Annotated in this window: 22 protein-coding genes, 1 tRNA gene, 2 pseudogenes, 2 riboswitches and 1 other annotated feature; of the genes and pseudogenes, 20 read left to right on the top strand and 5 right to left on the bottom strand. The window is 48.4% G+C overall.

Annotated features, from left to right (window positions below; translation table 11 throughout):
- Positions 1–26 precede the first annotated feature (26 nt).
- Together FNY66_RS11430 and FNY66_RS11425 are read right to left on the bottom strand one after the other, a co-directional pair.
- Positions 27–305, bottom strand: coding sequence for a type II toxin-antitoxin system HicB family antitoxin (locus tag FNY66_RS11430; RefSeq protein WP_087151405.1), 279 nt, complete (start codon positions 303–305; stop codon positions 27–29).
- A 102-nt stretch (positions 306–407) separates the two neighbouring features.
- The gene (locus FNY66_RS11425) at positions 408–1,589 is read right to left on the bottom strand and encodes an MFS transporter (RefSeq protein ID WP_150311221.1); all 1,182 of its coding nucleotides are present in this window, start codon (positions 1,587–1,589) and stop codon (positions 408–410) included.
- A 217-nt stretch (positions 1,590–1,806) separates the two neighbouring features.
- Here FNY66_RS11425 and FNY66_RS11420 point away from each other — a divergent pair, with 217 nt between their 5' ends.
- From FNY66_RS11420 to FNY66_RS11350, 15 genes and pseudogenes are all read left to right on the top strand, one after another.
- Positions 1,807–2,187, top strand: coding sequence for a BlaI/MecI/CopY family transcriptional regulator (locus FNY66_RS11420; RefSeq protein WP_150311220.1), 381 nt, complete (start codon positions 1,807–1,809; stop codon positions 2,185–2,187).
- Positions 2,188–2,455: 268 nt separating this feature from the next.
- Positions 2,456–2,528, top strand: a tRNA-Gly gene (locus FNY66_RS11415).
- A 90-nt stretch (positions 2,529–2,618) separates the two neighbouring features.
- Positions 2,619–3,962, top strand: a complete 1,344-nt coding sequence (gene brnQ / locus FNY66_RS11410; protein WP_150311219.1) for a branched-chain amino acid transport system II carrier protein — start codon at positions 2,619–2,621, stop codon at positions 3,960–3,962.
- A 150-nt stretch (positions 3,963–4,112) separates the two neighbouring features.
- Positions 4,113–5,390, top strand: a complete 1,278-nt coding sequence (locus FNY66_RS11405) for a homoserine dehydrogenase (protein WP_087151401.1) — start codon at positions 4,113–4,115, stop codon at positions 5,388–5,390.
- 50 nt (positions 5,391–5,440) lie between these two features.
- On the top strand, positions 5,441–5,875 hold the full coding sequence (locus FNY66_RS11400; protein ID WP_087151400.1) for a MarR family winged helix-turn-helix transcriptional regulator: 435 nt from the start codon (positions 5,441–5,443) through the stop codon (positions 5,873–5,875).
- A gap of 13 nt (positions 5,876–5,888) precedes the next feature.
- On the top strand, positions 5,889–6,737 hold the full coding sequence (gene thyA / locus FNY66_RS11395) for a thymidylate synthase (RefSeq protein ID WP_087151399.1): 849 nt from the start codon (positions 5,889–5,891) through the stop codon (positions 6,735–6,737).
- A 24-nt stretch (positions 6,738–6,761) separates the two neighbouring features.
- Positions 6,762–7,250, top strand: a complete 489-nt coding sequence (locus tag FNY66_RS11390; RefSeq protein WP_087151398.1) for a dihydrofolate reductase — start codon at positions 6,762–6,764, stop codon at positions 7,248–7,250.
- Positions 7,210–8,313: a metal ABC transporter substrate-binding protein gene (locus FNY66_RS11385; RefSeq protein ID WP_408631288.1), complete on the top strand. Its 1,104-nt coding sequence runs from the start codon at positions 7,210–7,212 to the stop codon at positions 8,311–8,313. The genes FNY66_RS11390 and FNY66_RS11385 overlap by 41 nt, the downstream gene beginning before the upstream one ends.
- Complete coding sequence (locus FNY66_RS11380; protein ID WP_087151396.1) at positions 8,313–9,032, top strand: metal ABC transporter ATP-binding protein; 720 nt, start codon at positions 8,313–8,315, stop codon at positions 9,030–9,032. Before FNY66_RS11385 ends, FNY66_RS11380 begins: the two co-directional genes overlap by 1 nt.
- Positions 9,013–9,837, top strand: a complete 825-nt coding sequence (locus tag FNY66_RS11375; protein WP_087151395.1) for a metal ABC transporter permease — start codon at positions 9,013–9,015, stop codon at positions 9,835–9,837. The genes FNY66_RS11380 and FNY66_RS11375 overlap by 20 nt, the downstream gene beginning before the upstream one ends.
- A complete protein-coding gene (locus FNY66_RS11370; RefSeq protein WP_150311218.1) occupies positions 9,834–10,589 on the top strand; it encodes a lysoplasmalogenase family protein in 756 nt (251 codons plus the stop codon). Before FNY66_RS11375 ends, FNY66_RS11370 begins: the two co-directional genes overlap by 4 nt.
- A 77-nt stretch (positions 10,590–10,666) precedes the next feature.
- A complete protein-coding gene (locus FNY66_RS11365; protein ID WP_150311217.1) occupies positions 10,667–12,076 on the top strand; it encodes an alanine/glycine:cation symporter family protein in 1,410 nt (469 codons plus the stop codon).
- A 74-nt stretch (positions 12,077–12,150) separates the two neighbouring features.
- Positions 12,151–12,437: a binding site (T-box leader), on the top strand.
- 61 nt (positions 12,438–12,498) lie between these two features.
- Entirely contained in the window at positions 12,499–14,217 is a 1,719-nt protein-coding gene (ilvB, locus tag FNY66_RS11360; RefSeq protein ID WP_087151413.1) for a biosynthetic-type acetolactate synthase large subunit, read from the top strand.
- 16 nt (positions 14,218–14,233) lie between these two features.
- A complete protein-coding gene (gene ilvN / locus FNY66_RS11355) occupies positions 14,234–14,743 on the top strand; it encodes an acetolactate synthase small subunit (protein ID WP_087151391.1) in 510 nt (169 codons plus the stop codon).
- A 253-nt stretch (positions 14,744–14,996) separates the two neighbouring features.
- A pseudogene (locus FNY66_RS11350) lies at positions 14,997–16,034 on the top strand (branched-chain amino acid aminotransferase); the annotation flags it as partial.
- A gap of 228 nt (positions 16,035–16,262) precedes the next feature.
- On the opposite strand, the gene FNY66_RS11345 reads toward FNY66_RS11350, so the two are convergent.
- The 3 genes from FNY66_RS11345 to FNY66_RS11335 form a co-directional block, all read right to left on the bottom strand.
- Positions 16,263–17,015, bottom strand: a complete 753-nt coding sequence (locus FNY66_RS11345) for a copper homeostasis protein CutC (protein WP_087151389.1) — start codon at positions 17,013–17,015, stop codon at positions 16,263–16,265.
- Between the two features lie 19 nt (positions 17,016–17,034).
- Entirely contained in the window at positions 17,035–18,366 is a 1,332-nt protein-coding gene (gene mgtE, locus FNY66_RS11340) for a magnesium transporter (protein WP_087151388.1), read from the bottom strand.
- Between the two features lie 273 nt (positions 18,367–18,639).
- A riboswitch (M-box (ykoK) riboswitch) is annotated at positions 18,640–18,807 on the bottom strand.
- Between the two features lie 91 nt (positions 18,808–18,898).
- Positions 18,899–20,137: a MalY/PatB family protein gene (locus tag FNY66_RS11335; protein WP_150311216.1), complete on the bottom strand. Its 1,239-nt coding sequence runs from the start codon at positions 20,135–20,137 to the stop codon at positions 18,899–18,901.
- Between the two features lie 247 nt (positions 20,138–20,384).
- On the opposite strand from FNY66_RS11335, the pseudogene FNY66_RS16185 reads away from it, so the two are divergent.
- The 5 genes and pseudogenes from FNY66_RS16185 to FNY66_RS11310 all read left to right on the top strand — a co-directional run.
- Positions 20,385–20,513, top strand: a pseudogene (locus FNY66_RS16185) (DUF554 family protein); the annotation flags it as partial.
- A gap of 83 nt (positions 20,514–20,596) precedes the next feature.
- Positions 20,597–21,100: a gamma carbonic anhydrase family protein gene (locus FNY66_RS11325; RefSeq protein ID WP_150311215.1), complete on the top strand. Its 504-nt coding sequence runs from the start codon at positions 20,597–20,599 to the stop codon at positions 21,098–21,100.
- Positions 21,101–21,188: 88 nt separating this feature from the next.
- Complete coding sequence (locus FNY66_RS11320; RefSeq protein WP_150311214.1) at positions 21,189–22,649, top strand: aminoacyl-histidine dipeptidase; 1,461 nt, start codon at positions 21,189–21,191, stop codon at positions 22,647–22,649.
- A 20-nt stretch (positions 22,650–22,669) separates the two neighbouring features.
- Positions 22,670–23,668: an XdhC family protein gene (locus FNY66_RS11315; RefSeq protein WP_150311213.1), complete on the top strand. Its 999-nt coding sequence runs from the start codon at positions 22,670–22,672 to the stop codon at positions 23,666–23,668.
- A gap of 75 nt (positions 23,669–23,743) precedes the next feature.
- A riboswitch (purine riboswitch) is annotated at positions 23,744–23,840 on the top strand.
- Positions 23,841–23,887: 47 nt separating this feature from the next.
- Entirely contained in the window at positions 23,888–25,171 is a 1,284-nt protein-coding gene (locus tag FNY66_RS11310; protein WP_150311212.1) for an amidohydrolase family protein, read from the top strand.
- Positions 25,172–25,193: the final 22 nt, after the last annotated feature.

Raw genomic sequence — 25,193 nt, 5'->3', positions numbered from 1 at the left:
TTTTCTCAGTCTGATAAATCCGGAATTTATTCATCCCATCCTTCATAGAACCGGATGTTCACGGAAATGTTTCTTACGATATCTCCGTCTTTCACCTCAATATCTTCGATATCGGACACATAAGGCATTACAGGCTCATCTTCCTCGAGCTCAACCGTGATCCATGTGCGGCATGCCTCGTTGGCGTTTTCGATGGCGTCGTCAAGTGTTTCTCCGTGAGCCTCACAGCATTCCAGATCCGGGAAGAATGCGTGGTAACCACCATCTTCATTTTTGCGGAAAACCGCAGGATATATGAATTTCATAACTGATAACTCCTTTTATAATAGTGATTTGCTGTAAGTATAGTATAAATTTGGGGAAAAGACAAGATTCTGGTATATGTTGTGTATGTACCAGAGCTATATTCATTTATCATACGATTTCCGTATCATCATCACTCCGAGCATCAGCAGCAGCGGGAAGATCACCGCCCACTGGATCCCTGCTTTCAGATTATTCCCGGCGTGTTCTGCAATCAGTCCCACATATGCCGGACCGCTGGAGCATCCCAGGTCACCTGCAAGGGCGAAGAAGGCGAACATTACTGTTCCGCCGCCTTTTAAAGCAGCTGCGCCGATGCTGAATGCACCCGGCCACATGATGCCCACAGAGAAACCGCAGATGCCGCATCCCAGAAGGCTTAAGGTGGGTTGCGGGGAGAGTGAGATCATGCAGTAAGCGAAAATGCATAAGATCCCGCTCAGGATCATCGCCCGTTTCAGGTTCAGCTTTTCACCATACAGACCGTATAGAAGACGGGAACTTCCCATACATACGGCGAAGAACATGGGACCGGTCAGGTCCCCGATTGTTTTGCTGACGCCAAGACCCTGTTCTGAGAAGGTGGACGCCCACTGGCTGACCGCCTGTTCGCTGGCCCCTGCGCATACCATGATCACCATCAGGATCCAGAATGCCGGTCTGCGGACAAGATCGGCAAAGGACATGCCTTTTTCGCCTTCTTCTGTGAGTGTGCACATAGGTACTTTTCGGAAGACGAAAAGGTTATAGAGTGGGACGAGTGCCCATATGACTGCCATGATCCGCCAGTTGTCCACGCCGAACAGAGCGAAGAACACAGTCGAGAGAAGCACGACCGCCACATGCCCCCAGCAGTAGAATGAATGAAGCATACTCATAGTCTTTTCCTTATTCTTTGTCGGAAGCGCTTCTACTACAGGGCTTACAAGGACTTCCAGCAGACCGCCGCCCACAGCGTAGATGCCGACGGCAATGAGGAGTCCGGCAGAGGGATCGGGCAGAAGCTCCGGCAGGATTGGAAGGCAGATGAGCCCGGAAGCCGATGCGGCATGAGCGATGATCATGGAAGCCCGGTAGCCGATCCGGTCGATAAATCCTGCAGAGAGAAAGTCAGTCATAAGCTGTATGATAAAATTAATTGATATGAGCAGAGTAATCTTTCCCATGGAAATGTTGTATGTACTCTGAAATGTCAGGAACAAAAGCGGTGCGAAATTATTTACGATGGCCTGCACCACATATCCTGTATAACATGCAATAAGTGTGCGTGTATATGTCTGTTTCAATGAAGATTCCTCCGTCGCTGAAATATCTGAGGTGTCGCTGTCCGGGATCAGATCCCTTCTGACACACAATCCAGATTATTATAGAAGAAGAGATACTGTTTGTATAGAGGGTTTGCAGGAAAACAGAGGGAAATATGACAGCTTTTCTTTGACATAAGCGTGCGGTAATTATATAATTAACATTATTACGGGTGTAGGAAAAAGAAAGGATAACGATATGGTGAAACTTCCGCAGATATCAGAAGCAGAATTTGAGGTTATGAGACTGGTATGGGACCAGGCTCCTGTCAATACGAATGAAATCACGGAACAGCTTGTACAGTCCACGGAATGGAGCCCGAAGACGATACAGACGCTTATCCGCCGGCTGGTCACGAAGGGGGCTCTTACCTATGAAAAAAAGGGGCGTGTGTTTGTATATACTCCAGCGGTTGAAGAAAGCGAGTATCTTAAGGTGAAGAGTTCTTCCTTTGTGGAGCATTATTTTAAAGGAGATATCACAGCGTTTGTCTCATCTTATCTTGAAAGCGATGCTCACAGTGAGTCGGATATTGAGTCTCTCAGAAGCATATTATCGGAGCGGACGGGAAAGCAGTAAATAAAATGTAACAGTTCAGTGCGCGCCATTCGTAAAACCGCACTTCGTGCTTACTGCGGCTGTCGCCGCTGTTTTACTCATAGACAGGCGCTCAGCACATCTGACTGCCAGTCGGCGGCTTCTTATGCAAGCATAAATCCGCCTCCTGTCGTCAGATGGCTGAACTGTTACATAAAATTAAAAAAAATAAAAAAAGTTGTTGACTTTTCCTTGGGGGTGTAGTATAGTACATATTGTTCCGGTCAACGGAACACAGAAACACAGAAATGCGACAGTGGCTCAGTTGGTAGAGTACGACCTTGCCAAGGTCGGGGTCGCGGGTTCGAACCCCGTCTGTCGCTCTGAAATAAGCACTTGAGATTCCGGAATGGGGTTCAGGTGCTTTTTCTTTTTCTACAGCAGATCAGACTTATAGACAGGAGTCGGATATTATGAAAAAGTTAAATATGAGAGAAATTATATTAGTTGCAAGCATGCTGTTCGGTATGTTCTTCGGAGCGGGGAATCTGATCTTTCCGGTATCTATGGGGCAGCTGGCGGGGAGCAATATGTGGCAGGCGGCAGCGGGCTTTCTTATCACGGGAGTCGGACTGCCGCTGCTTGGCGTAGCGGCTTTGGGCATCAGCCGGCAGGACGGACTGCTGGAACTGAGCAGCAGAGTAGGAAAGCGTTACGGATTGTTTTTCACCTGCCTCCTGTATTTGACGATCGGTCCTTTTTTTGCAATTCCGAGATGTGCAACGGTCTCATATACGGTAGGAGTGGAGGGAATAACGTCGGGAGCTGCCCATACGGCAGGGCTCGCTGTGTTCTCTTTCCTCTTTTTTGCTCTTGTTCTGTTCTTTTCCTTGCGTCCGGGCGAGATCATGACCTGGATCGGGAAAGTGCTGAATCCTCTGTTCCTGATTTTTCTTGGCATACTTGTGTTCAGGGCTCTGACGTCGCCGGCAGGAGTGATCAGCGAGATCCCTCCGGCTGCGCAGTATGAGCAGGGAGCCTTCTTTACGGGACTTCTGGAAGGATATAATACAATGGATGCCCTGGCAGGGCTTGCATTCGGTATTGTTGTAATAGAAGCGATACGCGGGCTTGGTGTAGAGGAACCGGGAGAGATTGCGAAGAGCACAGTAAAGGCAGGCGTATTCAGCTCTCTTCTGATGGCGCTTATCTACGTCCTCGTGACCGTGATGGGTGCGCAGAGCAGAGGGATATTTGCGTCCGCGGAAAATGGCGGCGAGGCGCTCGCTCAGATTGCCGGGCATTATTTCGGTCCCGCGGGAGCGGTGATCCTGGCTGTGACGGTCACGATTGCGTGTCTGAAAACTGCTGTTGGCCTTATTACAAGCTGCGGAAGAACTTTTGAAAAACTATTCCCCGGAGGTCCGTCCTACCGGATATGGGCATCTGTGTTCTGCGTTCTGTCATTCCTGATCGCAAATCTCGGACTGGATGCGATCATTGCGTATTCTATGCCGGTGCTGATGTTCCTTTATCCGCTGGCAGTCATGCTTATTGTGCTTACGTTTACTGACCGCTTTTTTGGCGGGGACAGGATCGTGTATCAGTGGACAATGTCATTTACGGCTGTGGCAGCGGTATTTGATTTTCTACGGGCGCTGCCGGAAGGGATAAGTTCTTCGGAGATGATCAGAAATATCACGGAGAGCGCTGCCGTGCTCCTGCCGTTTTCAGAGCAGGGATTCGGCTGGGTATGTCCGGCCATCGCGGGGCTTGTGATCGGTCTTGCGGTGCGCAGGTTCTGCAGAGAAATGTAAATGATAATCAATTTCGATATGATAGCCATTGCAGTATCGCACGCGGCTATGCTATACTGTGGATACTGAACAGAAGAATGTTACTTTGAAAACGCGGCCTGGTGTATCGCTGCACTGAGGCCGCCTGACAGCAGAAACAGAGGTGCCTGTATGAAAAAGATCAAGATCGGCCTGCTCGGCCTTGGAACAGTCGGAACCGGAGTTTATAAACTGATCCGCATGCGCTCGGATGTCATGGAACGTACGATCGGAGCGCAGCTTGAGATCAAGAAGATACTTGTACACAATAAAAATAAGAAGAGAGAGGGCGTTGATGAAAGCCTGCTCACTGACAACTGGAAGGATATCCTTGAGGATGAAGAGATTCAGATCGTGATCGAAGTGATCGGCGGTATTGAGCCGGCAAAGACGATGATCCTTGAAGCGCTGAAAGCTGGAAAGAACGTAGTATCCGCAAATAAGGATCTGATCGCAGAGGAGGGACGTGAGCTTCTTGATACAGCTCAGGAATACGGGAAGGATTTCCTGTTTGAGGCGGCAGTAGCAGGCGGAATCCCGATCATCCGCCCGCTGAAGCAGTGTCTGGCAGGAAATGAGATAACAGATGTGCTCGGTATCGTCAACGGTACGACGAACTATATCCTCACGAAAATGTTTGAAGAGGGGATGGAGTTTGAAGATGCCCTGAGACAGGCACAGAAGCTCGGTTATGCAGAGGCTGACCCGACAGCGGACGTAGAAGGGCTGGATGCGGGGCGCAAGGTGGCGATCATGGCATCCATCGCTTTCCATTCGAGAGTTGTATTTTCCGATGTATATACGGAAGGAATCACAAAGATCACGGCAGCGGACATTGCCTATGCAAAAGAATTTGACAGTGTGATAAAGCTGCTCGGCGTAGCGCGCAATACAGAGAGCGGGATCGAGGTCGGTGTATATCCGGTCATGCTGCCAAAGGACCATCCGCTGGCATCTGTACGGGAGTCTTTTAACGCAGTATTCATTCATGGCGACGCTGTGGACGACGCCATGTTCTACGGAAGAGGGGCCGGGGAGATGCCTACAGCAAGTGCGGTTGTAGGAGATGTGATCGATGTGGCCAGAGATCTGGCATACGATTGCACGGGCAGGATAAGCTGTACCTGCTACCGGCAGATCCCGGTGAAAGATTTCGGGGAAATAGAAAATAAATTTTTCCTGCGTATGCAGGTGAAGAACAGGCCGGGCGTGCTGGCGCAGATTGCCCAGGTGTTCGGCGGCCATAAAGTGAGTATTGCCAGGGTTGTCCAAAAGAATGTACATTTAGAGAAGGCTGAACTTGTCATTGTGACAGAGAGAGTAAAAGAGCGGCACATGAAAGACGCTACAGAGGAACTGAAAAATATGGACAGCATCTACGAGATTAGCAGTGTGATACGCGAATATTAAGATGTTGACCGTGATGACCGGAATAGAGTACGGAAAAGTGAGGAGCGCAGATGGAGAAGAGAAGTCAGCCCATCGGGTTTCTGATAAAACAGATCAATAATGTATATGAGAAGGATCTGAACGAGCGTTTGAAAAAGATCGGTATTACATCGTCCCAGTGCGCTGTGCTGGATTACCTTTTCCGCACGAGCAAAGAGGAAGTAAGCCAGAGAGATGTAGAAAAAAATCTGAATCTGAAGAATCCGACGGTTACGGGGATACTGCAGCGTCTGGATGAAAAAGGTTATATCCTCTGCGTGCCCAACGCGCATGACAAAAGGAAGAAGAATATTTATCTCACCGAGAAAGCATATGATATCCAGCGAAGGATGGATATTGACCGTCGGAAACTTGACAGAGAGCTTACGCGCGGAATGACGAAGCGGGAGACTGATGCGCTGAGGAGAAATCTGGAAAAACTGCTGTACAATATAGCAGATCCGTGATAAGGAGGAGAACATGAGTTACGCAGATAAAGTTTTTATCGATATGTGCCGGGATATCATAGAGAACGGTACAAGCACAGAGGGAGAAAAAGTGCGCCCCGTGTGGGAGGACGGAACTTCTGCCTATACGATCAAGAAGTTCGGTGTTGTGAACCGCTATGACCTCTCGAAAGAGTTCCCGGCGCTGACACTGCGACGCACTGCTATCAAGAGCTGTGTGGATGAGATGCTGTGGATCTGGCAGAAGAAGTCTAACAATGTGCATGAATTAAAAAGTCATATCTGGGACAGCTGGGCAGATGAGACAGGATCTATCGGCAAGGCTTATGGATATCAGATGGGTGTGAAACACCAGTACAAGGAAGGGATGATGGATCAGACGGACCGTGTGATCTATGACCTTAAGAACAATCCGTACAGCCGCCGTATTATGACGAACATTTATGTACATCAGGATCTGCATGAGATGAATCTGTATCCGTGTGCATACAGTATGACGTTTAATGTGACAAAAGAGGCTGACAGTGATATCCTTACTCTGAACGGCATTCTCAACCAGCGCTCCCAGGACGTGCTGACGGCGAACAACTGGAATGTATGTCAGTATGCAGTGCTCCTCCATATGCTTGCGCAGGTGTGCGGCATGAAGGCGGGCGAGCTGGTCCATGTGATCGCGGATGCACATATTTATGACAGACATATTCCGATGGTGGAAGAGCTGATCGCAAGAGAACCTTATCCGGCGCCGAAATTCCGGCTGAATCCGGAAATCACGGACTTTTATGATTTTACGCCGGACGATGTTGCGCTGGATGACTATCAGACACATCCGCAGATGAAAAACATTCCGGTCGCTGTATAACATGCATAGAAAGGTGAAGTATATATGAAGGCAATATTAGCTGCAGATAAGAACTGGGGGATCGGTTACAATAACCATCTGCTTGTGAGCATCCCTTCTGATATGAAATTTTTCCGTCAGACGACAACCGGAAAGGTGGTTGTCATGGGGAGAAAGACTTTGGAGAGTTTCCCGAACGGCATGCCTCTGAAGAACAGGACAAATATTGTTCTGACAGCAAATCAGGACTACCAGGTGAAGGATGCCGTCATTGTCCATTCAGAGGACGAGCTGATGGAGGAACTGAAAAAGTATGATGCAGATGATATCTATGTGATCGGCGGGGAAAGCGTTTACCGCATGATGCTGCCATACTGTGATACTGTTTATGTCACCAAGATCGACAGGGCATTCCAGGCGGATACTTTTTTCCCGAATCTGGACGAGATGGACGAATGGGTGATGACAGAAGAAAGCGAGGAGCAGACCTGTTTTGATCTGGAATTTTGTTTTACGAAATATGAGCGCAGGTAACAGGTGTATAAACCATAGAAGAAGGCGGGGAGCACGGCGAAGGATATTCGATGCATTGCTGCTGACTATAAGTGCAGCGGTCCTGACGGCAGGCTGTACGGGGACAGGCAGAACAGGCGCAGGAGAGGATCCTTCAGTCAGTACCGAATCGTCCGGGAGTATGTCAAAGGACGGCAGGATCAGTGTTGTGACGACGATCTTTCCGCCCTATGATTTTGTGCGGGAGATTGCGGGAGACGAAGTAAATCTTACGATGCTTCTTAAGCCGGGTGAAGAGACACATTCTTATGAACCAACGCCTCAGGATATTATCGATATACAGAACAGCGATGTGTTTATCTACACAGGCGGGGAAAATGATGTCTGGGTGGAAGACATTCTCAGTTCCATGCCGGAGTCGGATATGCTGACTCTGCGTCTGACAGACTGTGTGGATACGGTTGAGGAGGAAGAAGTCGAGGGCATGAAGGGAAGCGGGGGACACAGTCATGCCCATGAGACAGAAGATCCGCAAGAGGAAGAAGAGTCGGTCCATGAGATTGACGAACATGTATGGACTTCTCCGGTCAATGCTTCACTGATCGTGGAGCATATTAAAGACGTGCTTTCCCAGGCAGATCCGTCCGGAAGTGAGCTGTATGCGGAGAATGCTCTTGCTTACCAGGAAAAGCTTGTGGATCTGGATCGTCAGTTCCGGAATATAGCGGACAATGCAAAAAGGGACGTAATGATCTTTGGGGACCGTTTCCCGTTCCGGTATTTTGCAGACGAGTATGGTCTTGAGTATTATGCGGCATTTCCGGGATGCGCCGGTGACACGGAGCCGAGCGCGGCAACTATGGTGTTTTTGATAGAAAAAGTGAGGGAAGAAAATGTCCCTGCAGTGCTCAAGATGGAGCTGAGCAATGATGACATAGCAAATGCGGTCGCAGAGGCAACCGGAACAGAGGTAAAAGTATTTTACAGTTGTCATAATCTGTCGGCAGATGACTTTGAGAGCGGCGAGACATATCTTTCTATGATGCAGAAAAACGTTGAGACATTGAAGGAGGTCCTGAACTGATGCCCCTGATAAAATGCGAAAATGTCTCCATCGGCTACGAAGGGCAGACGGTGGTGAAAGATCTGAATTTTGCGATAGAAAAAGGCGATTACCTGTGTATCGTCGGCGAGAATGGTTCGGGAAAGAGTACTCTTGTCAAGAGTCTGCTCGGACTAAAGAGCGTGGAAAAAGGGCGCATTACATTCGGAGACGGACTGAGACAGAATGAGATCGGATATCTTCCGCAGCAGAATGATACGCAGAAAGACTTTCCTGCGAGTGTCTATGAAGTGGTTCTCTCCGGCAGGCTTAACAGCAGGGGATTCCACCCCTTCTATACATCCGGCGATAAGCGGGAAGCAGTGGAGAAAATGGAACTTCTCGGAATACGGGATCTGGAGCGGCAGTGCTTCCGGGATCTCTCGGGAGGCCAGAAACAGAGGGTGCTCCTGGCGCGCGCGCTGTGCGCCACAAAAAGCCTGCTCCTGCTCGACGAGCCGGTGACAGGTCTGGATCCGATCGTGACGGGCGAGTTCTACCAGCTCATCCGGAGAATCAACCGGGATTCCGGTATTGCGGTGGTGATGGTATCCCACGATATTGAGAGTGCGGTGGAAGATGCGACTCATATCCTGCACCTGCAGGAGACAGCGCTGTTCTTTGGGACGACAGAAGATTACCGCAGGAGCCGGATCGGCAGAAAATTTCTGGGAGGTGTGCATGATGGAAACGATTTTTGAGATGTTCTCATATCCTTTCATGGTGCGCGCATTTGCCGTGGGCGCGCTCGTTGCGCTGTGTTCTGCCCTGCTGGGAGTGAGCCTTGTCCTGAAAAGATATTCTATGATCGGGGACGGCCTCTCACATGTGGGGTTCGGTGCTCTGGCGATCGCGGCTTCCCTCAATATGGCTCCGCTTGCCGTAGCTATCCCGGTCGTAATCCTGGCTGCCGTACTGCTTCTCCGCATCAGGGGAAACAGCAGGATCAAGGGAGATGCGGCGATCGCGCTTATCTCTACCAGTTCCCTGGCGGTGGGAGTTATGGTGATATCTATGACTACAGGAATGAATACAGATGTATATAATTATATGTTCGGCAGTATACTTGCCATGAGTGAAGGAGATGTAGTCTTAAGCGTTGCCATGGCGGTTATCGTGCTGGTACTGTTTGTGTTTTTCTATCATAAGATATTTGCCATTACGTTTGATGAAACATTCGCACAGGCGACCGGGGTGAAAGCGGATCTTTACAATACGCTGATCGCGGTGCTGACGGCAGTGACGATCGTGCTGGGAATGCGTATGATGGGAGCTCTCCTTATCTCGAGCCTGATTATCTTTCCGGCACTTACTTCTATGCGCGTGTGCAAGACATTTAAGAGTGTGATGATCAACTCGGCGGTAATCTCTGTCGTATGTCTGGTGACCGGCATTACGGTCTCATATGTATGGGCGACTCCGGCAGGGGCGAGCGTAGTTATGGCAAATATAGCGGCGCTTCTGGTCTACTCTCTGATCGGACTGATCAGGAATAAAGGAAAATGATGATTATTGCAGGAATTTTCGGGGCTGTCCTTATGACGGCTTTCGGAACTTACTATTTTCAGAATAAGAAAAGAAAAAGAAAGAACGCACTTCTATGTAAAGCGCTCGCCACGTCTGTTCCGGGCTTTCTGCTGGCAGGAAGCCTGTGCGGAGAAAGGTATTTGCAACTGGCGGACAGAATAGACGTCTGCCTGCAACCGGCATATGCGTTTACTCTCCTGGCAATCCTGTTTTATTTGGCTGCGGATGTACTGCTGGAGTGCAGATTCATATGGGGGGCGGTATGTTTCAGTATCGGCCATATATGTATGGCATCTGGTTTTCTGTTAAGCGGAGAGTCTGTGCTCCATTTGGGAGAAAACGGCCCCTTTGCTGTTGATACCGGATTACTTGGTCTGACGCTGGCTTTCTGCGCAGTCTTTGCGGCAGCAGCCTGCTCTGCTCTCCACTGTTATTTTTATTCGCTGCAGAAAAAGAAACTGTTTTATCCCATGCTGGCGTATCTCCTGATTCTAAGCATGATGGCGGCTCTTGCCGTGACGGCAGGCGTCCGCGCGGGCTTCGGAGGTTCTGGGGGCATCAGTGCAGCTAAAGGAATGATTCCGGCGGCGGGCGGACTTTGTTTTGCGGTCTCTGATGTGCTTCTTGGCAGAAACAGACTGGGAAAGCACAGGAGCGTGGTGTGCGGTGCCCTTGTACTGCTTCTGTATTATGCGGCTGTGTATCTTTTCGCAATGCGGCTGTGGATATAGATGTTGTAACGGTTCGGTCGAAACGTTCCTGATGACCGGACTGCTGCTGAATGATAGAATTGAGAGGATAAAAAGATATGGCATTATTTCATGCAATTTATAATATACTCTGGGGAGATCTGATTACAATTCCTCTGCCGGGCGGCAGTACGCTGGGACTTTCGCTTCTTGTACTGATTCTTGTCCCGGCGGGTATTTATTTTACAATACGCACAAAATTTCTTCCGTTTCGTCTCTTCCCCGAGATGCTGAAAGTAACTTTGGAGAATAACAGGAAGATTGAAGAGGAAGAGCGGGAGGGAATCTCCGGTGTACAGGCGCTGATCGTCTCAACAGCCTGCCGTGTGGGCATGGGCAATCTGGTCGGTGTGGTAGCTGCAATCTCCGCCGGCGGTGCGGGAGCTGTATTCTGGATGTGGGTAATTGCTCTTGTAGGTTCTTCGACTGCCTTTATCGAGGCTACGCTGGCACAGCTCTATAAAGAGAAAGATCCGCTCTACGGCGGATACCGGGGTGGCCCGGCGTATTACATCCATGCACTGTTTATCAAAAAAGGAAGCAAAAAGAAGAAATCCATACTGGCAGTGCTTTTTGCTGTATCCGGTCTGATCTGCTGGTGCGGGATCAGCCAGGTGATCAGTAACTCTATCTCATCTTCTTTTGAGAATGCATTCCACGTTCCGCCGATTTACTCCACCGTTGTTCTTGTGGTAATAGCTGCAATTATCGTTTTGAGAAAGAATGCGACGGTTAAAGTGCTTGACATCATCGTTCCTATTATGGCGGCGTGCTATTTCTTTATTACGATTTTCATTATTGTGACAAATGCGGGTCAGCTTCCGGCAGTGTTTGGAAGAATTTTTTCAGAGGCATTCGGTATCCGCCAGGTAGCAGGCGGTGGAATTGGGGCAGTGATCATGAATGGGGCAAAGAGAGGTCTCTTCTCCAATGAAGCCGGATCGGGTTCTGCACCATGTGCGGCTGCGGCGGCTGACATCAGCCACCCGGCAAAAGAGGGACTCTTACAGGCTCTTGGTGTCTTTATTGATACTCTTGTAATCTGTACCTGCTCTGCTATGATCATGCTGCTGACACCGGAGGCCATGACAAAAGGTCTTGAGGGGATGGACCTGCTCCAGACAGCAATGCAGTATCATCTTGGGGAGTTCGGAGTTGTATTTATCGCGGTAATTCTGTGGCTGTTCAGTTTCTCCACATTTCTCGGCATCCTGTTCTATGCCAGATCGAATGTGGCGTATCTCTTCGGCGACAACTGGATTTCCCAGACACTGTATAAAGTGCTGGCGCTCGTCATGCTCTTTATCGGAGGTCTGGCAGCGTACCAGTTTGTGTGGGATCTGGGGGATCTTGGAGTAGGGCTTATGACCGTGTTCAATATGATCGCTCTCATCCCTCTTGCTCCGAAGGCTCTGACGTCTCTTAAGGATTATGAGAAGAATGTAATGACGAAAAAGAAATCTCACTGATTAAAAAAGATCAAGAAAACGTGATTGACAAGGATAAAAATACACACTATAATGTATTTAAATTTTTAACTATCAGAAATGCAGTGACAAGGAGGAGTACATAATCTTCAGATGCACAGAGAGAAGATGGCAGGTGTAAATCTTCGTGACGGGATTATGGAAGTAGCCTTCGAGCAGTGGACTGAACGTACCGGACGAGTACCAGTAGGCTCCAACGTATTCCCACGTTATAGGGAAACGGTATCGGAAGACAGACACAGCGCAGCGAAAGCGGTGAGAAAGAGGAATTCCCGTACCGGCTAAGAGCAGAGATTTGTCTCTGAATTCAGGTGGTAACACGGATGAAAGATTCGCCCTGGGCATATGATGCTCAGGGTTTTCTTTTTCCGGATATCGTAATTATAGAAAGAGGAGGTAGAAGTGTGAGACAGATTACAGGTAACAAATTGCTGGTAAGAGCATTAAAGGAAGAGGGAGTGGACACGATCTTCGGGTATCCGGGAGCGTGTACGATAGATATCAGCGATGAGCTGTATAAGCAGGACGATATCAGAGTTATCCTGCCCAGACACGAGCAGGCACTCGTGCATGAAGCGGATGCATATGCCAGGACAACGGGGAAAGTCGGTGTATGTCTGGTCACGAGCGGACCGGGCGCTACGAACCTTGTCACAGGGCTGGCAACGGCAAATTACGACAGTGTACCGCTTGTATGTTTTACGGGACAGGTGGCAAAGCATCTGATCGGGAACGATGCGTTCCAGGAAGTAGATATCGTGGGCATTACACGCAGTATCACAAAGTATGGCGTGACGGTGAGAAACCGCGAAGATCTTGGTCGTATTATAAAAGAAGCATTCTATATTGCGAGAACGGGACGCCCGGGACCGGTGCTTATCGATCTGCCGAAAGATGTGATGTGTGAACTTGGCAGCGCAGAGTATCCTAAAACAGTCAATATCCGCGGATATAAACCGAATACGAGTGTTCATATGGGACAGCTCAAACGAGCACTCAAGATGCTCAAGAAAGCGAAGAGACCGCTCTTCCTCGCGGGAGGCGGAGTGAATATTGCCCGTGCGAATCAGACGTTTACAGAAGTAGTCAATAAGACGAATGTACCGGTCGTGACGACGATCATGGGAAGGGGGGCAGTGCCCACGAACCATCCGCTTTTCATCGGAAATCTCGGGATGCACGGTCAGTATGCGGCAAACATGGCTGTGAGTGAGTGTGATCTGCTGTTCTCTATCGGAACAAGGTTCAATGACCGTATCACAGGGAAACTTCATGCTTTTGCTCCAAAGGCGCAGATCGTCCATATTGATATCGATACGGCGTCTATTTCCAGAAATATCCATGTTCATGTACCGATCGTGGCTGATGCCCTGGAGGCCGTGACAAAGATGAACGAATATGTGGAACCGTGTGAGACAAAGAAGTGGCTGGAACAGATTAAAGAATGGAAAGAAGAGCATCCATTGACAATGAAAGACCGCGGCCAGATGAGCCCGATGGATATCATTCAGGAGATGAACCGGCAGTTTGATGATGCGATCATTGCGACGGATGTCGGACAGCATCAGATGTTTGTTACACAGTATGCGGAGATAACAGAGAAGAAGCAGCTCGTTACATCCGGCGGACTCGGAACGATGGGATACGGCTTTCCGGCGGCAATCGGTGCAAAACTGGGAAATCCGGATAAGACGGTAATCGCAATTTCCGGGGACGGCGGCATGCAGATGAATATTCAGGAGTTCGCCACAGCAGTACTTGAGGAACTTCCGCTCATCCTGTGCGTATTCAACAATGAATATCTCGGCATGGTGCGTCAGTGGCAGAAGCTTTTCTATGGGAAGCGCTATGGAATGACAAATCTGCGTTCGGGTGCTCTGTTCCGCAGGACAAACGGAGAAGAGATGCCGGAATACACTCCGGATTTTGTGAAACTGGCAGAAAGCTACGGCGCAAAGGGAATCCGCGTAATGAAAAAAGAAGATATTGCAGCCGCTTTCGAAGAAGCGAAGAAAAATACAAAGACACCTACATTGATCGAATTTATCATAGATCCGGAAGAAATGGTCTACCCGATGATTCAGCCGGGCGGAACGCTCGAAGAGATGATCATGGATTGTTAGAAAGGAGTGCGTGAGAATGGATAATACTATGAAAAAAAGATGGATTTCACTTTATGTAGAAAATCAGGTGGGCGTGCTCTCTAAGATTTCCGGGCTTTTTTCCGGAAAATCATACAATCTGGACAGTCTGACCGTGGGAACGACCGAAGATCCTACCGTATCAAGGATGACGATCGCCACGGTAAGCGACGATGAGACGTTTGAGCAGATTAAAAAGCAGCTTAACCGTATGATAGAGGTGATAAAGGTAATTGACTTTACAGATATCTTTGTGCGAATGAAAGAGATTCTTTATGTGAAAGTACTCAAATGCTCTGTTGCGGACAAAGTAGAAGTGTTCCAGATCGCGGAGACATTTAAGGCAAAAGTAATCGACTACGGCAGGGACAGCGTGCTTGTAGAGTTCGTGCAGACTGCGACTAAGAATGATGCTGTGGTGAAGCTTATGAAAGAGGAATTCAAGAGCATCGAAGTCGTAAGAGGCGGGAGCGTCGGAATCGAGTCTATCAGCATGATGGAACGATAGTTCAGCAATACATTGGACGTGAGAAGGAAAGATGCTTGCATATTTCCGCGAACGGACATATGTATTAGGGGAGCGCCTGTACATGAGTAAAGAAGCGGCACAAGCCGCAGTAAGCACGGAGTGCGGCTTTGCGAATGGTGCGGGCTGAACTATTGTTCAAAGATATTCAAAAAACCGAGCGCACTCTTGATTTTTATTAATCACAGTATTATAATGGTCACCGTAGAGTAATGACGGACTTTTCCAAGCAGAGGAGGAAAACACAATGGAGAAGAAAAATCTTGACTGGGAAAATATGGGATTCAGCTACATGCAGACTGATAAGCGGTATGTGGCAAACTATAAAGACGGCAAATGGGATGACGGCGCTCTGATCGACGATCCGAATATCGTGATGAATGAATGTGCCGGAGTGCTTCAGTATTCACAGTCTGTTTTTGAGGGACTTAAAGCATATACAACGGAAGACGGACATATCGTGACATTCCGTCCGGATCTGAATGCCTCTCGTATGGTAGATTCTGCAAAACGTCTCGAAATGCCGCCGTTCCCGGAGGAGCGTTTCGTAGATGCTGTAGAGCAGGTTGTTAAAGCAAATGCAGCGTATGTTCCGCCGTACGGGTCAGGCGCTACATTGTATATCAGACCATATATGTTCGGAATCAATCCGGTTATCGGTGTAAAGCCGGCGGATGAGTACCAGTTCAGAATTTTTACAACTCCGGTAGGACCGTACTTCAAGGGCGGTGCAAAGCCGATCACGATCTGCGTTTCAGATTTCGACAGAGCAGCACCGCACGGAACAGGTCACATTAAAGCAGGACTGAACTATGCAATGAGTCTGCATGCGATTGTCACAGCCCACGCAAATGGATTTGATGAGAACATGTATCTTGATTCTGCTACAAGGACGAAGGTAGAAGAGACGGGCGGTGCGAACTTTATTTTCGTCACAAAAGACAATAAAGTCGTAACACCTCATTCTGATACGATCCTTCCGTCTATCACGAGAAGATCTATCATGTATGTGGCTGAGCATTATCTTGGACTGGAAGTGGAAGAAAGAGACGTATACTTTGATGAGGTGAAAGATTTCGCAGAATGCGGACTTTGCGGAACGGCAGCCGTAATCTCACCGGTAGGAAAGATTGTAAACCACGGCGAGGAAATCTGCCTGCCGAGCGGTATGGAGAAGATGGGACCGGTTACTCAGAAACTGTACGATACGCTGACAGGTATCCAGATGGGACACATTGAGGCTCCGGAAGGATGGATCAAAGTAATCGAGTAATTATTCTATATGATATTGGGTAGGATTGAGGGGCGCTGAACGTCCGGTGGACGTTCGCTTAGCGCCGACCGAAGCGGCAGCGAAGACTGCGCAGCACGGAACAATCCGTAGGCATCATAGTTGGGGGTTTTGGCCCCCCAACATAAAAGAGCGGGAACATTCGGACGGATAGCGGTCCGGGCGTTCCCGCTCTTTTACAGGATGTGGTCTGAAAGAATACTGTGATAGTCAGACAAATGTCTTATGCAAATAATCGACGGATGCTTTAACGGCAGAGCTGTCGGTGCGGAATAGTTTATAGTCATCCTGCTCGGAGAGTCCGAGTCCGATTCCGGGTTTGCGAAAAGTCATTGCGCTGTCTGCTTCGATTTTCCCTGACATATGATATGAGGAAATCCCTGTATAGGGGACAAGTTTTTCGATTATTTCACAGCTGATTCCGCTGGCAGCGAGAATCTCAATCCGTCCCCGGCTCTCCTCCTGTAGTTTTTTCAGTAGATCGCGACCTTCCCATGCGGTAGGTTTCTGTCCGCTTGTAAGGATTGTATCATATCCCAGTTCAATGACTTGCTCCATTGCCTGCATGGGGTCAAGACATACATCAAATGCGCGGTGGAGCGTGATTTCCATTTTACCCGCTGTCTCTTTGAAACGCTCAAGCTGTTCTGTGTTGAGAGTGCCGTCCGGATTAAGGATACCGACAACGACGCCGTCGGCGCCTTCCTCGCGGAACATCCGGATCTCTTCATTTATTTCATCGCACTCATATTTGTCGTAGCAATAATCGCCATAGCGGGGGCGCAGGAGTGTTCTGATTTTAAGTCCGGTATATTTCCGGATCTGACGGAACAGCGGAAGCGAAGGCGATACACCGCCTATTACGAGATCGCTGCAGAGCTCGATGCGGCTTGCACCGCCCTTTTCAGCAGCCAGTGCTGATTCTACGCAGTCTACACAGGCTTCAAGAATATAGTTTCCCATTTGTCATTACCTCATTTTATTACAGATTAAACAACATAGTTGCAATATTAAAGTAGATCAGTATCGAGAATATGTCAACCAGTGTCGTGATAAGAGGAGAAGCCATGATCGCCGGATCAAGATGAATTTTGCTTGCAAGCAGCGGCAGTATACATCCGACCATTTTCGCGACAATGACAGTTCCGATCAGTGATAATGCGATGACGAGCGCAAGCCCGGCGTTATCATACTGGATCATGATCCGGATGCCGTTTGTCAGGGCGAGAACCGCTCCAACAATAAGGGAGATGCGGAACTCCTTAAATATTACCCGGAAGATATCCTTAAAACGAACCTGCGACAGAGCAAGTCCCCGAATGATCAGAGTTGAGCTCTGGGAACCACAGTTTCCGCCTGTGTCCATCAACATTGGTATAAACGATACAAGAAGTGGAATCGCAGCAAATGCATTTTCATATTTCGTGATGATCGTTCCCGTAATGATTGATGTAAACATCAGGATGAGGAGCCATGGGATGCGGTTCTTTGCATGAGCAAATACAGACGTCTCAAAGTACGTCTTTTCACTCGGATTGATGGCAGCCATCTTTGTGATATCCTCGGTCGCTTCCTCTACCATAACGTCCATGGCGTCATCAAATGTGACAATGCCGACCATCAGTCCGTCCGTATCCAGGACCGGGATGGCGAGAAAATCATATTTTGTAAAAAGCTTTGCCACTTCTTCTTTGTCTGTGTGCGTTTTTACAGAGATTATCTCAGTCTCCATCAGATCTTTTATGAGTACATCATCGTCTGTTGTCATCAGGTCTTTGGCGCTGACGATACCGATCAGCCTTCGCCTGTCAGTTACATAGCAGGTGTAGATTGTTTCTTTATGTATTCCGGTTTCTTTAATATGAGCCATGGACTGGGCAACAGTCATGTTTTCTCTGATATCTACATATTCTGTAGTCATAATACTTCCGGCGCTGTCTTCCGGATAGTTCAGAAGCTGGTTGATAAGAGCTCTGTCTGATGTGCTGACAGTATCAAGGATACGGTTGACCAGGTTCGCAGGAAGCTCTTCCAGAAGATCTACGGTATCGTCCATGTACAGATCATCAAGCAGTTCTTTCAATTCCTTTTCTGAAAATATTTCAACCAGATATGTCTGCATAGAGCTGTCCATGTTGGCGAATACTTCGGCTGCTTTGTCTTTCGGAATCAGGCGGAAAGCCAGAGCCAGTTCCTTGTCATCCAGCTCTGAGAGCAGTGAGGCTATGTCCACTTCGTTCATAACATCCAGAATACTCCTCACAGCTTTGTACTGACGCTGCTGGAGAAGTTTTACAAAAATATCTTTGTTCATGATAAATACCTCTCTTTATGTTATTTTTTGTTATCAAGCTACATAAATGGCAACTGGCACCAGAATCCATAACCTCACCTCCTTTGACTGCAGTTCACATTACCAACCATCCGCAATAAGCAATCTTAGCACGTAGTGCGAGACTGGAGCGCGTCAGCGCGACGAATGCGCATGCGGGTGGTGGGTAGTGTGAACGAGCAAAATTACAAACAGAAAACTCCGTCACTGCCTGAACAATGACGGAGTCATAATAAACCCATGAAAATAAACATGACCGGGATGCATCGTTCAAGCTTTAGTATCACAGGGCATATCAATTGCATTAGGCTGCACCTTCACGACACAGCCTGCTGACCATCTTATCGTGTCTCCACGATCTCGCGGCAGCAATCTTCGGGTATATCCCAATCCCTGTGGTAACCTCACCTACCGAATGATGTATTCTGTTTTTGTACGTGTACATTGTAGTTCAATGAAATGCCGATGTCAAGAAAAAATTCTGCAGTATTCCGTGGCTTGGACATGTAACAGTTCAGTTCACGACATTCGCATTAAATACGTATTTATCAAGCCGGTCAAACGCTTCCTTCACCCTTGAGAGCGGAAGTGCCAGATTCATGCGGATGCCGAACGGGCAGTGGAACGGGCGGCCGTCCTGCCAGAGTACGCCGACTTCCAGCCCTGCAGTCTGAAGTTCGTCGATTGTCCGGTCGTGTTCCCTGCACCATTCTTCACAGTCCAGAAGGAGCATATAAGTGCCCTGCGGCTTTATGACTTTCACTCCTTCAAAATGATCCTGGATGAATTGGTAGGCATAATCTATATTTCCTGTGAGTACTTCGCAGAGCTGGTCAACCCATTCATATCCCTCCGGCTTATATGCGCCGATCAGGGCATACATGGACAATACATTCATATCGTTATAATGCGGCAGGGAAGTTTCCTTGTCCATTCGGTCTCTGAGCCATTTATTATATATGATATGATAGCTCCCGATCAGCCCGGCAAGATTGAAAGTCTTGGACGGCGCATAGAGCGCGATCGTCCGCTGTTTCGCATCTTCGGAAACACTCTGGGCCGGTATATGTTTATGACCTGTAAGGATCAGATCAGACCAGATCTCATCGGAGACGACATAGACATCGTGCTTCCGATAGAGCTCCATCATCTTTTCAAGTTCTTCCCTTTCCCATACTCTTCCGGTCGGATTATGAGGGGAACAGAGGATAGCTGCATGGATCTTGTTCTCGATGATCTTTCTTTCCATATCTTCGAGGTCCATGCGCCACATGCCTTTGTCATCCTGTACAAGCGGGCTGAGAACTATGTTGTAACCATTGTTAGTAAGGGCTCCGGTAAATCCGATATATGTGGGCGAGTGGAGGAGTACGGAGTCCCCTTTGGAGCAGAGTACGTTGAGCGCGCTTACTGCACCGCCCAGCACTCCGTTTTCATAGCCGATGTGCTCCTTCTTCAGTCCGGTGACTCTATTTCGTTTCTCATGCCACTGCATAATTTCTTCATAATACTCATCCCTAGGTACAAAATAGCCGTAGGCAGGATGTTTTACCCTCTCAATGATCGCTTCCGGGATTGTGGGGACCGTGGGAAAGTTCATATCTGCCACCCACATGGGAATGCGGTCAAATCCCGGCTTCAGCTTTGCTTTTGCAAAATAGTCTGCACCGAAACCACTCTTCATATCAGGGGCGTCTACGGCGATCGCATCTTTCCCTTTTCTGTCCAGAATACTGGTAAAATCGTACTGCATATTCATCCTCTTTTCTTTTTGCTATAGATGTTATTTCCAGAGTGTATTTTGAGTAAATCACAGCAGTGATTATCCAGAATTATAGTCAGGGTACAGCCTAAAGTCAAGCGGACGGAAATGCTTTAGCCCTGGGGGATACATCTGCGCAGCCGCTTGTTATTCTTGTTATTTATGCTGGAAAAGAGTATACTTTATTAAATATTACAGCAAGAGGTATATATCATGACAGGACTGCGCACTCTCCAACCTTTCCCTGACCGGTTCCATGCTGATTTTCTGTGTGGGTGTCAATCTGTTATGGGAAAAGAAATTGAAAGTTGCGAATATGCTCCCGGCTATTGTCATAGCGCTAATCTGTGCATTTCTGGGTCTCTGATCCGGTGCTGCATAGGGAAAACGGTAAATATATAAAAGAAACAGATATAAGAAATGGTGAAGAAAGGCGGCAGGGCAGATATTATGACAAAGACTAATAACATCGCCCCTTCGGCAAACATTGTAAAAGAGTCAGTGATTCTCGGAGATGTATCGATAGGTGAGGATTCTACAGTGCTCTTCCACGCGGTATTAAGAGGAGATGACGACAGCATCAGTGTGGGAAAATGCAGCAATATTCAGGATAACTGCACCGTACATGCGGACAGAGGATATCCTGCGGTGATCGGAGACTGTGTAACTGTGGGGCACAATGCTGTTGTGCATGGATGCACTGTCGGCGATGGAAGTCTGATCGGTATGGGCGCCATCGTCCTTAACGGTGCACAGATCGGGAAGGAATGCCTGATAGGGGCAGGAAGCGTTGTGCTCGAGGGCACCGTGATACCGGACGGGTGTCTTGCGGTGGGATGCCCGGCAAAAGTAAAGAGGAGTCTTACTGAAGAAGAGCGCCGGAAACTGTATGACAGCAGCTGGTCGTATGTGGAGACTGGCCGGAAATTAAAAAAAGACGGATATTGTCTCTGAAAAGAGTGAAAAACAGAGCAGAATCTGGTATAATAAAAAGGCAGGTCTCATACTGCTGAAAAAAGATCAAAGAAAAGAGGATTCTATCATGGAGTACAAGATTACCGGATATAAACCGGAAAAGTTATTTCATTTTTTTGAAGAGGTATGTGCTGTTCCGAGAGGATCAGGAAATGAGAAGGGAATCAGCGACTTCCTTGTAAAGTTTGCAAAAGACAGAGGTCTCTGGGTATACCAGGACGACAGTTATAACGTTATTATCAAGAAAAACGGCAGCGAAGGCGCAGAGGACAAAGAGCCTGTCATGCTGCAGGGACATATCGATATGGTGTGCGATAAACGCGCAGGGGTAGAGCATGATTTTGGGACAGAGGGGATTGACCTTGTGCTCAAAGACGGCGTGCTTTTTGCAAACGGCACAACGCTCGGAGCAGATAACGGTGTTGCAATTGCGCTTATGATGATGGTGCTGGATGATGAGGACATTAAGCATCCTCCGGTAGAGTGTGTGTTTACTACAGAAGAAGAAGTGGGATTAAACGGAGCTCAGGCCCTGGATAAATCCCAGATCACGGCAAGGACGATGATCAACATGGATTCAGAGGAAGAGGGCGTTGCAACAATAAGCTGCGCCGGGGGCTTAAGAGTCCAGCTTACAAGACCGGTAGAGAGGACAACCACAGAGGGAACTCTTGTACAGATCAAGATTGAAGGTCTGTTGGGCGGACACTCCGGAACAGATATTGACAAAGAGCGTCAGAACGCCAACATCCTGATGGCACGCATGATTGAAAATCTGATGAAAAATACAGACGGAAAACTCGTTGCATTTGCGGGCGGAACAAAAGATAATGCAATCACAAGAGAGTGCGAGGCGTCTCTGCTATACGCAGATAAAGCAGAGGCAGAGAAGGCAGAAAAATTCGCCTGTGCACTGGCAGAAACATTTTCAGAAGAAATTTCATCCTTTGAGCCGGATTTCGCATGCGAAGTATCGATCGAGGAAGGACAGTCGGCGGCAGTCCTGAAAGACGAAGACGCGAAAGCGTTTATCAGCGCGATCCGCCTTGTACCGAACGGAGTATACAGACGCAATATCAAGATGGACGGATTTGTAGTTGTATCGTCAAATATGGGCGTGGTAAGAGCAAATGAAAACGAACTTGTGATCGTTATATCACCTCGTTCTTCTGTTGCATCGCTTCAGGAAGACACTAAAGAGAGACTCGCTCTTCTTGCGGAGACATTCGGATTTGATATTGAATACAGCGGAGAATATCCGGGATGGGATTTCAAAGAAGACTCTAAGATACGTGAAGTCTTTAAGGAAAGTTACAGAGAGCTGTTTGGAGAGGAACTAAAACTGGAAGCTCTCCACGCAGGTCTGGAGTGCGGCCTCTTCTCTGAGGCGCTTCCGGGGCTGGACGCCATCGCAGTAGGGCCGACACTCTACAACGTTCATACACCGGATGAAAATGTGCCGCTTGATTCATTTGAACGGTTCTACGAACTGCTCAAAGATGTGCTGGCAAGACTGGCGGCAGCGTAAGCACCAGGAATAATTATCAAATGAACAGATTTTACACAGAACTAAAAGAAGCTTTGGAAACGTCAGAGGGCGATATATGGGCTGAGACGGTCCTGTCGGGAGAACATGCCGGAGAGAAATATTTACTCCATGCCAGACCGGCAGAAGCAGATAGAACTGCCGGATTTCCAGATGTATTTTGTGAGCGTATCGGCCGTACACCGAAACTGATCGTATGCGGAGCCGGGCATGTGTCAATGCCGATCATCCGGATGGGGAAAATGCTTGGATTCGTTGTGACGGTCATAGAAGACCGCCCGAAATTTGCGGACAATGCAAGGGCAGCAGGGGCAGACCGGGTGATATGTGAGCCATTTGCATCAGGCCTTGCTCAGATCAGAGGTGACTCGGACTCCTGGTTCATTATCGTGACGAGGGGGCACCGCTATGACTCGGAGTGTCTCGAAGCTATTCTGCAGAAGCGCTCTGCCTATGTGGGGATGATGGGTAGCAGGCGCAGAGTTGCCATAGTGAAAGATCAGCTTGAAGAAAAAGGTATCAGCCGGGATCTGCTGGATGCGGTACACACTCCGATCGGCCTTAAGATCGGCGCCGAGACGCCCGAAGAGATCGCAGTGTCCGTTATGGCTGAGATCATACAGGTGAAGAGTACACAGAACAAGAGCGACGGAGGCAAGACGGGCGGCTATTCTGAGGAAATCATCTCCTGTATCCTGAATGCAGGAAACAGTGGAGAAGATCCTGCGGAACTGCAGAAAGTGCTTGCGACGATCATTTCCCGTAAGGGATCTGCACCCCGGGGAGTGGGGACAAAAATGCTCATCATCGAGGACGGCAGAACGATCGATACGATTGGCGGAGGCTGCATAGAGAGTGAGATCATACAGAAAGCACTTCTCATGATGCGCACGAAAGCGCCGGATTTCCAGATCTGCAGAGTAGACATGACAGCCGGAGAGGCTGAAGATGAGGGAATGGTCTGCGGTGGAGTTGTGGAAGTGATGTTGGAGAAAGTATAAGGCTGTGGAACGATAGTTTAAATAGAGGGAAAAGAGGCGATTGACACTTTTTTTCTTCAGTGTTACCATATTTACAGAGAGAAAATATCGCATACTTATATAGGTTCATAATCGGTTGAACGTCTCTACCAGCCGCCGGAAACGGCTGACTATAAGTATGCCGGGCGTAAGAGTGCGTTAACCGGTATATTTATTTGAACAGGAGAGGAGATTAGACTGATGAGTGAACCTATTTTTATATTAAAAGGAAATATCGTATACAGCAGAAATGAGAAAGAATTAGCTATATATGAACATGGATATCTTGTCTGTAGAAACGGTAAAGTTGACGGAATATATCAGACACTTCCATTCAGGCTGGGAGGCAATCCGATCCGGGATTACGGTGACTGTCTGATCATACCGGGACTTGTGGATCTGCATATCCATGCACCGCAGTATTCCTACAGGGGATTGGGGATGGATATGGAACTTTTAGAGTGGCTGGAGGTGAATACATTTCCGGAGGAGGCGAAGTTCGAGTCCGTGGATTACGCGAAAAAGGCATACGGCATTTTTGTGGAGAACTTAAGAAGAAGCGCCACGACACGAGCATGTATTTTCGGTACGGTCCACCGCCCTGCTACACTGCTTCTTATGGATATGCTTGAAAAGACCGGACTGGATACCTATGTCGGCAAAGTAAATATGGACAGGAACTGTCCGGAATATATTTGTGAAGAGACACAGGAGTCGGCAGATGAGACATTGGAGTGGATCAAGGATGTAAACCATCGGAAATATCAGAACACACATCCGATCCTGACACCGCGGTTTACGCCGAGCTGTACGGATGAACTGATGGAAGAGCTGAAAAAACTCCAGATGCGTTATGATCTTCCGGTACAGTCTCATCTGTCGGAAAATCCGGGAGAGATCGCGTGGGTGAAAGAACTCTGTCCCTGGTCAGAATTCTACGGGGACGTATATGACAGATTTGGATTATTTGGCGCAGACTGCCGGACTGTTATGGCACACTGTGTATACAGTGATGACAGCGAGATTGCCCGGATGAAAGAGAACGGCGTGTTCATCGCTCACTGTCCGGAGTCAAATATGAATGTATCCTCGGGAATCGCGCCGGTGAGAAAGTTCCTGGAAGAAGGGCTGCATGTCGGTATCGGCAGTGATGTGGCGGGCGGCTCCACAGAGAATCTCTTCCGGGCTATGGCGCATGCCGTGCAGTCGTCAAAACTGAGATGGAGACTGCAGGATGACAGTCTGGAGGGGCTTACGGCAGAGGAAGTCTTCTATATGGCGACGAAAGGAGGCGGGGAGTTCTTCGGTAAGGTTGGAAGTTTTGAACCGGGATACGAGTTTGATGCGGTCGTACTGGATGACAGCAGATTAAAGCATCCGCAGCCGCTGGACATCCGGAGCAGGCTGGAGCGTATGATCTATCTGGCAGACGACCGGGAGATACGTGCAAAATATGTCAAAGGGCAGGAGATTGATCTTAACTGAGTGTAAACTCTGAAATGGCCAG

This window comes from Mediterraneibacter catenae, assembly GCF_008691045.1.
Taxonomy (GTDB): Bacteria; Bacillota; Clostridia; order Lachnospirales; family Lachnospiraceae; genus Mediterraneibacter; species Mediterraneibacter ornithocaccae.
The sequence above is the reverse complement of the archived record's forward strand: the minus strand, read 5'-3'. Positions and strand labels throughout refer to the sequence as shown.